The 1,720-nt window shown below is 42.4% G+C and carries 1 protein-coding gene and 2 pseudogenes; 1 reads left to right on the forward strand and 2 read right to left on the reverse strand.

Features of this window, described 5'->3' with window-relative positions:
• Window positions 1–131 (reverse strand): annotated as a pseudogene (locus tag FTT73_RS16480) (IS982 family transposase); the annotation flags it as partial.
• 108 nt (window positions 132–239) lie between these two features.
• On the opposite strand from FTT73_RS16480, the pseudogene FTT73_RS16010 reads away from it, so the two are divergent.
• A pseudogene (locus tag FTT73_RS16010) lies at window positions 240–431 on the forward strand (PLP-dependent aminotransferase family protein); the annotation flags it as partial.
• An 11-nt stretch (window positions 432–442) separates the two neighbouring features.
• Here the strand turns inward: FTT73_RS16010 and FTT73_RS16015 are convergent.
• Window positions 443–1,468, reverse strand: a complete 1,026-nt coding sequence (locus tag FTT73_RS16015) for an NAD(P)-dependent alcohol dehydrogenase (protein WP_005267240.1) — start codon at window positions 1,466–1,468, stop codon at window positions 443–445.
• Between the last annotated feature and the right edge of the window lie 252 nt (window positions 1,469–1,720).

Here is a 1,720-nt window from a genome sequence, read left to right on the forward strand (position 1 = left end):
TGTATAGTCATTATTTCAATATCGGTTAAAGCTGGAGGAAATCCTCTTGTTCTTAATGGCTTTGTAACGATAAGTGAATAGCAAGAGTCTATGAATAAATACACAGAAATGATAAATTCGTAAATGGACATAACATGAGGTAGTTTTTTTAGTCGAAATCTAAATTGTGTTATGTCCTTTTTATTTCAAGAGTTTAGAAAGTTGAGATTCGCGTATTAATATATCTTTATAAAGCTGCGCAGATTGACAGTTGGGATCTGTATTGTTTTGCCCAGCAGCACGGTATTAACATTGTGCCGGGACTGTTGTTTGGTGGTGCAGATCGTTACCGTAACTGTATTCGCCTGAATGCAGGACATGAACTGTCTGAACAGATACAACAGGCGATCCAGTTATTGGCCAATTGGGTTAAAAAGGCTTTAAAAAGTTGATTTGAATAGCGTTAATCAAAATCAGCTTTAAGCACAACGCGATAACGCACTTGACCTGAATGTAAACGTTCAATGGCTTCATTCACTTGTGACATTGGGAACAGTTCAATCTGTGGCGCAATATTTTGACGTGCGGCAAATTTCAGAAGTTGACGCAGTGCGGCAGGCGATCCAGTTGAAGAACCGGTGACTGATTTAGCACCGCTAATTAACATGCCCGCAGGAATCTGCATTGGCTCTAGTGCAAGTCCGAGCATATGCACACTGCCATTTGGTGCGAGTGTAGATAGATAGGCTTGCCAGTCTAAAGTGACATTTACTGTACTTAAAATTAAATCAAACGTGCCACGATGTGCCTTAAGTGCAGCCGTGTCACGACTACTGAGCACATGGTCTGCACCCATGGCTTTGAGTTCGTCAGTTTTATCAAGACTTGAGGTAAATGCGGTAATTTCACAGCCCCATGCTTTCAATAACTTAATTGCCATATGACCTAAGCCGCCAATACCAATTACTGCAACGTGATGAATGGCTTGAATTTGGTGCTGTAAAATTGGATCAAATACGGTAATGCCACCGCATAGGAGCGGGCCTGCACTCACAGCATCTAAATCATCAGGGAGGGGAATAACCCATTGCCAACCTGCACGGACTTTATCTGCAAAACCGCCTGCGTGTCCCACGATGGTCGCCGTTTTCCCACCCGTACATTGTACTTGCTGCCCTGATATACATGATTCACAGTGTTGACAGCTTTCAGCTGTCCAGCCAATGCCAACACGTTGACCCAGTTTTAGGCCTTTGGCTTCGCTCCCAAGTTGTGTAATCGTTCCGATAATTTCGTGGCCTGGGATTGCAGGATAGACTGAGGATTTCCAGTCATTTTGGATAATTGAAACATCTGAATGACATAAACCACAGTACTCAACTTTGACTTCAACTTGATGGGCTTGTAGTTCGCCTGCATCAAATTGATAGGGAACCAATGCTTCACCGGCATTCATTGCCGCAAAAGCACGAATTAAATTGTCACTCATTGTCTTTAGTCCTTATTAATTTATGAATACTACGCGAATCTCAACTTTCTAAACTCTTGAAATAAAAAGGACATAACACAATTTAGATTTCGACTAAAAAAACTACCTCATGTTATGTCCATTTAGGGGTCGTTTGCGGGAGAGGGCGAAATCCTACGCTAAGGCTTTGGCCAACGATATTCTCCGGTAAGATTGATGTGTTCCCAGGGGATAGGAGAAGTCGCTTGATATCTAGTATGACGTCTGTCGCAC

The sequence above is a fragment of the Acinetobacter sp. YH01006 genome, assembly GCF_013420445.1.
GTDB lineage: Bacteria > Pseudomonadota > Gammaproteobacteria > Pseudomonadales > Moraxellaceae > Acinetobacter > Acinetobacter pseudolwoffii.